This is a genomic window from Gardnerella sp. KA01001 (genome assembly GCF_049244025.1).
In the GTDB taxonomy this organism is placed as follows: domain Bacteria; phylum Actinomycetota; class Actinomycetes; order Actinomycetales; family Bifidobacteriaceae; genus Bifidobacterium; species Bifidobacterium swidsinskii.
In genome coordinates this window covers 1,678,829-1,686,978 of record NZ_CP058366.1, presented here as the reverse complement: position 1 = coordinate 1,686,978, position 8,150 = coordinate 1,678,829, and the positions used below count along the sequence as shown (strand labels likewise).

Annotated in this window: 6 protein-coding genes and 1 tRNA gene; all 7 read left to right on the top strand. The window is 48.3% G+C overall.

Going from position 1 to position 8,150, the window contains the following annotated elements; genetic code table 11:
* Positions 1-899 (top strand): peptidase dimerization domain-containing protein (locus HXT59_RS06900; RefSeq protein WP_421784327.1); only part of this gene is annotated, 899 nt, incomplete at its 5' end.
* Between the two features lie 208 nt (positions 900-1,107).
* A complete protein-coding gene (locus HXT59_RS06895) occupies positions 1,108-1,746 on the top strand; it encodes a DUF3043 domain-containing protein (RefSeq protein ID WP_004110609.1) in 639 nt (212 codons plus the stop codon).
* Positions 1,747-1,911: 165 nt separating this feature from the next.
* Positions 1,912-2,685 (top strand): DUF4191 domain-containing protein, encoded by a 774-nt coding sequence (locus HXT59_RS06890; RefSeq protein ID WP_076003139.1) that lies wholly within the window; start codon positions 1,912-1,914, stop codon positions 2,683-2,685.
* Between the two features lie 495 nt (positions 2,686-3,180).
* A complete protein-coding gene (locus HXT59_RS06885) occupies positions 3,181-3,789 on the top strand; it encodes an ECF transporter S component (protein WP_004105192.1) in 609 nt (202 codons plus the stop codon).
* 54 nt (positions 3,790-3,843) lie between these two features.
* The gene (locus HXT59_RS06880; protein ID WP_421784326.1) at positions 3,844-6,531 is read left to right on the top strand and encodes an ATP-binding cassette domain-containing protein; all 2,688 of its coding nucleotides are present in this window, start codon (positions 3,844-3,846) and stop codon (positions 6,529-6,531) included.
* A gap of 291 nt (positions 6,532-6,822) precedes the next feature.
* Positions 6,823-6,895, top strand: a tRNA-Arg gene (locus HXT59_RS06875).
* 173 nt (positions 6,896-7,068) lie between these two features.
* Positions 7,069-8,082 (top strand): Abi family protein, encoded by a 1,014-nt coding sequence (locus HXT59_RS06870; protein ID WP_004110605.1) that lies wholly within the window; start codon positions 7,069-7,071, stop codon positions 8,080-8,082.
* Positions 8,083-8,150 lie beyond the last annotated feature (68 nt).

Genomic DNA, 8,150 nt, shown 5'->3' with positions numbered 1-8,150 from the left:
AAGGCGAAGAAGAAATGGGCTCGCCAAGCTTCATCCCGTTCATTGAATCGCATAAAGACGAGTTCGAATCCGACGTAATTATCGTTGCCGACTCCGGCAATTGGTCCGCCGAAATCCCAAGTCTTACAACGAGTTTGCGTGGAAATACCGACGTGGATGTAAGGGTTAAAGTACTTGGTCATCAAGTGCATTCTGGACAGTTTGGCGGTCCGATTTTGGACGCTTACACGCTCGCTTCCATGCTTATTGCCTCGCTTTACAACGAAGCTGGCGACTTGGCAGTTCCTGGAATTGAAGCACAGGAACCGGTTGGCGGTTTGCAGCGCGATTTGGACGAAGCACAAGTGCGCGCCGACGCTTCCGTGGTCGATTCTTATAAGCTTGCAGGCACCGGTTCTCTCGCCGCGCGCATGTGGACTAAGCCAAGCCTGACGGTAATCGGCATGGACGCACATCCTGTTGAGGGCAGTTTTAATGTGATTGCGCACGAAACTAAGTTGCGTCTTTCGCTTCGTACCGCGCCTTCGCAGCGTCCGGAAGAAGCGCAAAAAGCGTTGTGTGACTTCTTGGTATCTCACGCGCCTTTTGGTGCGGAAGTTACTGCAGAGCCGATTGATAACGGCATGGGTTGGGCAATGGATCCGGATGCTGTTGCAACGAAGGATGCGCTCGCTTCTATGCGCGATGCTTTCGGCGTGGAGCCGGTAAACAAGGGCGAGGGCGGCTCGATTCCGTTTATTCCTGAGCTTCAGCGCATCTTCCCGAAGGCGCAGGTGCTGGTGACGGGTCCGGAAGACCCTAAGTCTAATGCACACAGCCCGAACGAGTCGATTTCGCTTTCTGGTTTGCGCGGAAATATTGTGACGGAAGCGCTGCTTTTGGATCGATTGGGCGAGTAATTCTGGCTAATTTTGCGCGAAGGCGGCAGAAACTTTGCAACGCTGTAAAGTTTCTGCCGTTTTTTGATATGTACCCCTTTTTCTTTACATGCGCGTAAAGTTTCTGCCGTTTTTGTGGCGATTCTCGACCGAAATTTTACGTTACTGTAAATTTTCTGCCGTTTCCGCCGCGTCTGCATGCGTCTAGTCTGTTGAGTAATCTGCAAACATGACATGGAATCCATTTGCAAAGAAAACTGCCAATAATGAGGGCGCGTCTACTCCTTCGTCGCAAAAGAAAGTAGCGGATGCAGAATCGTCCGTAGCGACGAAATCTCGCGAAAAAAACGCGCCGACTCCTAAGCGCAACGCTGCTCAGGCGCAAAAGCTTCGTCCACTAGTGCCGGCAGATCGCAAGGAAAGTGCAAAACGCGCGCGCGCTCGTCTTCGCGAATCTGAGAATTTGCAATACAACGCAATGCGCACTGGCGATTTGGTGCATATGCCAAAAATTGAGCAGCTTCCGTGGCGTGTGTATATTCGCGATTACGTGGATGCTCGAATTAATATTGGCGAGTTTTTCATACCAGTTGCAGTGCTGATTATGATTTGCTTGTTTGCGCTATCTAAATTTGTGATTGTTTATTTTGTTTTTGCAGTGTTCTTGTACGCGTATTTGTTTGCATCTGTAATTGACATGTTTGTTATGTGGCGTAAGTTGCGTAAGGAGCTGATTCGTCGTTTTGGCGATGTGGCTGTGTCGCGCAAATCGCGTTCCGGCATGTATGCATTCAGCCGCGCTATGCAGCTTCGTCGCTGGCGTTTGCCTAAGCCGAGTAGCGCAAAGCGTGGTAACTGGCCGAAGTAAGTGTAAAAGTAAGTGCACAAGTAAGTGCAAATTTATTAATATTTGCACAAGCTACTATTATTATTTGAGATACTCAAAATAACGCGAATATCATGGGGTAAACGCATGGCACAAGATAAAGCACAAAGCAAATCGCAAGGCGCGTCTCAGGGCGCGACGCAAGGTATGAAGAAGCCTAAGAAAAAGCAGGGCATGTTCTCGCAGATTATACGTATTTATAAGTACACGCATTCTGACGATAAGCAGCTGCCTTTGTGGTTGTCTTGCGCGTTTGCTGCACCGATTTTGGTTGCTGTAATTCTTGGAATTGTATCTCGTTGGTCCATTTTGATGTGGATTATGATGCTTATTACAGCGGCGATGCTTGGTTTGCTGCTGTTTACTGTTGTACTTACGAAGCGCGCAGATAAAGTTGGTTACGCAAAGTTGGAAGGTCGCCCGGGTGCGGCTGCTGGCATTATTTCTGCGATTAATAAGGGCGGTTTTACTTTTCCGCAGCAGCCTGTGTGGGTGGACGCGCGCACGAAGGATGCGCTTTGGCGAGGCACTGGTTTTAACGGAATTTTCCTCGTTGGTGAGGGTAATTACGAGCGTTTAATGCATGCTATGGATCGACAGGAGCACGCTATTAAAAGCGTTACTGCCGGATCTAATATACCTGTATACCGTATTGCTGTTGGTAATGGCGAAAATCAGGTGAAGCTTAAAGAATTGCGCGGAAAGGTGTTGCGCTCGAAGACGCTACAGCCTGTGAAGCACAAGTTTGCGTTGTTCGATAAAATTCATCCGAACCGCCGATTCTTCCTTACTAAGACAGAGCTTGCGATTTTGAATGAGCGTTTGCGCACGTTGCAAAGCAAGAGTGGATTTGGCATTCCGAAGGGCATCGATCCAACGCGTCCTCAGCGCATCAGCCGTCGTGCAATGCGCGGTAAGTAAATTAAGTAAATTTTAGTGTTTTAGCCTTATTGTTGCGTGCGTAAGTGGCGTTTGTTCGGTGCTTGCGCACGTTTTTTATTGACGTGACGGACCTGTTTGAGCGCAGCACAGCGCGCGCATTTGGAAGGTTTGGTGTGGTGTTTTGCTCCGAACGTGGGTAGCTTTTCTCGCGTTTGGAGGGTTGGCGTCGACGCAGTGCCGTACAATCGTCAATCGACACGGGTGCTCTGTGTTCTCGCTTATGCAAGCGTGAACATTCAGAGCTGAGAGAAAACCGCTTGAACGTGAATCCGGGTAATACCGGCGCACGGAGGTCTGTTTTTCCCGTGCCTGGAGAGGTGTTGCAAGGTTTCTTTGTAACGCAAAGTATTGCATGTAATGCATCGCAATGTAACGCGTTTGACGCACAGCATCGTAATGTACACATGTAACGCAAAATATTGCATTGCGCACAATGTAACGCATTGCAACACGTAACAAGAAAGGCACATTTTTATGTCAGAAGAAAATTATCAGTCCAACATGCAGTGGCGTGTTGCAGACATCGCAGTTGCTTCCGTAATTGGCGTTGTTTCTGCTTTTATTTATTGGGTTGTTGCCATTTTTAGTGAGGTTCCATGGACTGCGCTAAACAGCATTCTTCCAGGTTTTGCAGGTCTTATTAACGGTCTTTGGCTCTTCGCTGCTCCTTTGGCCGCAGTAATCGTGCGTAAGCCGGGTGCTGCTATTTACGCTGAAGTCGTAGCTGGCGTGCTCGAAGCTTTGATGGGCAATCAGTGGGGTGGTGCTGAAACCTTCGCTATTGCAGTGGTTCAGGGTTTGTTTGCTGAAATTGCGTTCATTATTTTCGCTTACAAGAAGTGGAATTTGAACACAATGATTCTTTCCGGCGCATTGACTGGTATTGGTTGCTGGGGTTACACCTTCCTCGGTAAGTTGCAGGCTGTTAGCGTATTCGGCAAGTATGGTCTTCCATACTTCGCCAGCACAGTGGTTTCCGGAATTGTGTTTGCTGGTGTTTTAATGTGGTTCTTGTATGTGGGAATCGCTAAGACCGGCGCGTTGGATCAGTTTGCGTCCGGTCGCGAAATACGCGAAAAATAGCGAATAGCGTATTAAGAAATAACTAAAATCTATCATTGCCATAAAGGATTTACTATGCCTGATGCTACTCAATCGCAAGAATCTGAAACTTTCCTTCCAACAGATTTAAGTGATCGCAAGAGTATCAGCAACGCTAGTGACGCAAGTAGAGCTAGTGATAACGCTTCTAACGCAAGTAACGCTGAACTTCGTTTTGAAAACTGGGGTTATCGTCATGCTTCCCGTCGCGCTTTTGCTGTGCGCGGGTTGGACCTCACGATTAAGGCGGGGCAGCGCGTGTTGCTGCTTGGTGCATCAGGCATCGGTAAATCCACGATTTTAAGCGGCGCGGCAGGTCTTATTGGCAATGATTTTGTGGCGAAAAATAGCGCAAAATCCCAGCAAACCACTCTCGTCGAAGATGCCGATGGTGGTGTGAGCGAGGGTTGCGTTTTGGTTGACGGCGTGCCGGTTCGACGTGCGCGCGGTCGTGTTGGTTTGGTTTTGCAAGATCCGGATGCACAGGCGATTTTCCAGCGTTTGGGGGATAACGTTGCGTTTGGTCCGGAAAATATGAACGTTCCGCGCAGCGAGATTTGGGATCGCGTGCGCAAAAGTCTTAAAGAAGTTGGGTTGGATGGCTTGCAATTGCATCGCTCAACTTCGCATTTAAGTGGCGGTCAGATGCAGCGTTTGGCGCTTGCTGGCGCGCTCGCTATGCAGCCGAGTGTGCTGCTTTTGGACGAGCCGACTGCGAATTTGGATCCGGATGGCACGCAGCAGATTGTTGGTGCTGTGCGCGCGGTTTTGGATTCGACGCATGCCACGATGGTGCTTGTGGAGCATCACGCGGAACCGTGGATTGACATGATTGACCGCGTGGTTGTGCTTGGGCTTGAGAATGATGAAGCTGCGAACGGAAAAGCTGCGAACAACGAAACCGTTCACGACGACGATATTGCGCGCGTGGCTTCTTCGCGCACGGTGATTGTGGCGGACGGCACGCCAGACGAGGTGTTTAATCGCACCGATTTGGACTTTGAGGATCTGGGTATTTGGCTTCCGGAACGCTACAAGAAAAACGTAAAATCTTCTGCAAATGAATCTTCCGTAAGTAATTCTTCCGCAAATGCAGAATCTTCTGAAAAATATTACGAAAACTGCAGTCCAGCAGAAGGCTACGGAGAAGTGCTACTTTCCACGAAGGACCTCGCAATCAGCCATAATAGCGAGCCGATTGCGCGTCACATCAATCTTGAGTTTAAAGCCGGGCAGATTACGGCTTTGGTCGGCGCGAACGGTGCTGGAAAATCAACGCTTTCGCTCACTTTGGCTGGTCTTTTGCCGGCAGTAAGCGGCGAGGTTGTGGCGAGTGATGCTCTTGCTCAAGGCACGAATGGTACGGATCCAATGAAGTGGAAGTCGCCTGATTTGGCGAAGCGCATTTCGTACGTTTTTCAGAATCCGGAGCATCAGTTTGCGTGTGGTTCGGTGTTGGATGAGGTTATGTTGGGGCCGCTTCGCACGGGTGTTTCGGCAGATGAGGCGCGAGTGAAGGCTCAGGAGTTGCTGAAGCGATTCCGTTTGGCTCGTTACGCGAAGGCGAATCCGTACACGCTTTCGGGAGGTGAAAAGCGTCGTCTGACTGTGGCGGCGTCGCTTGCTGCGGCTCCGCGTGTGTTGATTTTGGATGAGCCGACTTTTGGGCAGGATCGCAAAACTTGGTTGCAAATTATTCGCTTGATTGCAAGCCTTCGCAGCGAGGGTGTGAGCATTATTGTGGTGACGCACGACCGTGAGCTGGTTGAGGTATTGGGTGCGCGCTTGGTTGAGCTTGTGCCGGATGTGAAAGCTGAAGCTGCTGAAATGAGTGCTGCTGAAGTGAGTGCTTCCGAAGTGAAATCTTCCGAAGCGCTTTCCGCAACTACCGGCGCAACAGACATTTCGCGTATCAAAGTGAGCGCTGTAAACAATCGCGACGAGGAAGCGAAACTTTCAAGCAAATCGCCGCTTCTTGCGTCAATTAATCCAGTATTTCGCATTTTTGGAGCGTTCGCGGCTTCGATTCCGCTACTTTTTACGCTTGATTGCGTTTCTGCTTCGGTTGCGTTGCTGCTGGAATTTGTGATTTTTGCGTGCATTAAGCTTCCGCCATGGCGTGTGATTCGCCTTTCGTGGCCTGTGTGGGTGGGTGCGCCGACTTCCGCGCTCACTGTGTTACTATACGGCAAAAGTGGCGGAAATACTTGGTTCCAGTGGTGGCTGATGCATGCTACGGATCGTTCGGCTATGCTGGCTGTTGCAACTTCGCTTAGGATTTTGGCGATTGGCGTGCCGTCGATTGTGATGGTGATTGGGCTTGATGCTACGGATTTGGCGGATGCTTTCAGTCAGGTGCTACATTTGCCGGATCGATTCGTGTACGGCGGTTTGGCTGGAATTAGGCTGTTTGGCGTGCTACAGGATGATTGGGCGGCGCTGACTGCGTCGAGGCGTTCGCGCGGTTTGGGTGATGAGCATCGCGTGAGGGCGTTCTTCCCGCAGTCGTTTGCGCTGCTTGTGCTTTCGATTCGACGTTCGACGACGCTCGCTACTGCTATGGAAGCACGCGGTTTTGGGGGAGTTGGTGCGCGTTCGCACGCTAGGGTGAGTCGTGTGCGTGCACGCGACTGGTGGATTTTTGCTGTGTGCGCGATTGTGCCGTCGGTTGCTGTTGCGGCTGCGCTTTACTTTGGCACCTTTGCCTTCCTCGGTGGCGCGTGATGGCTGTGCGCGCGATTGCGTGCGCAGGCGGCATAAACTGCGCGCGGCTGTAAACTTTCTGCCGTTTTTTCGCCTCGCATCCCCAGTCACAATCTAGTTTCTAAAGCACAACCATACTAACCTGCCCTGCCTTCGTCTTTATTAACGAAGGCAGACCTCGCTTGCGTTGAAAGCACACTGTGCTTTCAACCCTAAGCAAGCTCGGCGCTCCGAATTGCCTTCGCGCGCGCAATGCTGCGCTCAGGCAGGTCGTCGCGCATCCTCACTAGCGTGTATACTTTCTCGAGTTGCGGGCTTGTAGCTCAGTGGATAGAGCGTCTGCCTCCGGAGCAGAAGGTCGTGGGTTCGAACCCCATTAAGCCCACTTTTGATTTTCTACTTTTGGTCGTGCCTGTCTATTCGTTGCTTTTCGTGTAGTGTTTTGTAGAATATTTGCATATGCGCTGGTGCATTTAAAGAGTCATCGAATGCTATTGGGGTAGTATTCGCAAAAATAAAAGATATTTATCCATAGTTTGGAAAAGGGGAATACATAGTATGGACAATCAATGCGATTCGGATATAAAGAAAACATGTGCAATTAGTAAATTGCCTGTGAAGCTTTCGTCAATAGATCAGATAAAACATCTTAAGAAGCAAGGTATAACTTTTAACAAACAATCTGAAGATTCTGCAATTTCCTACCTTTCAATCTTCTCATATTATTTTGAGACTTGTTCATATAAAAAATTGTTTAGCAAGAGAGTTGGTGGATCTAGGGATGGCCAGTATATTGACTTGGATTTTGATCAATTATGCAAAATAGAGCAGCTTAATAGGATGTTTCAAATACTTTTGCTTCTAATAACTTTAGCTATAGAGCATGAGGCAAAAGTTAAGTTAATGAAAATGTTTACTGAAAATCCTGAAGAAGATGGATACTCCATTGTTGAAGATTACATGTCTAGTCTTTATAACGATGACCGCAAAATACTAATTGCTGAATTAGAACGACTTAAAGATGGGAAATATAGCAGAGAATCGGCGGCAAAGTATACAGGTGGAATGCCAATTTGGGTATTTGTTGAAGGTATTACATTTGGAACATTGTTAAGATTTTATCGTTTTTGCGCAAAAAGATGGGGTAGTAGAGAGATGCAGAAGGAGCATCACTTATTGTGCAGGGTAAAATCCGTGCGTAATGCTTGTGCTCATTCTAATTCAATATTGGATGGAATTACTGAAAAGAGTTTTGACAACGTGCTTTTGCTTGAAGAAGTAAGTAAAGCTATTGAAGCTGTAGGGTTCAATAAGCGTGCGAGGCGATCGAATATGTGTAATGCGAAGATGAAAGAAATAGTGATAACTGCATATATGTATAAGAGATTTTTGTCTAGGAATTATCAATGTGATGAATGCGTGAATGATCAAAAAAGCATTATTAGATACATTGCAGGAGGATTTATAAAAAAGGCATCTGAGTACACAAAAGAGTATGATAAAGCGAGTAAATTTAACTCATTGCTTGCTTTTATTTGTACTGTTATTGACAGTTGGATATGTGAAAGATAGAATTGAAAATGCTTGAAAACCTTAGGGTTTTGGGGGGCGGAAGTGCGAGAGTGCATCTGCCCCGATTT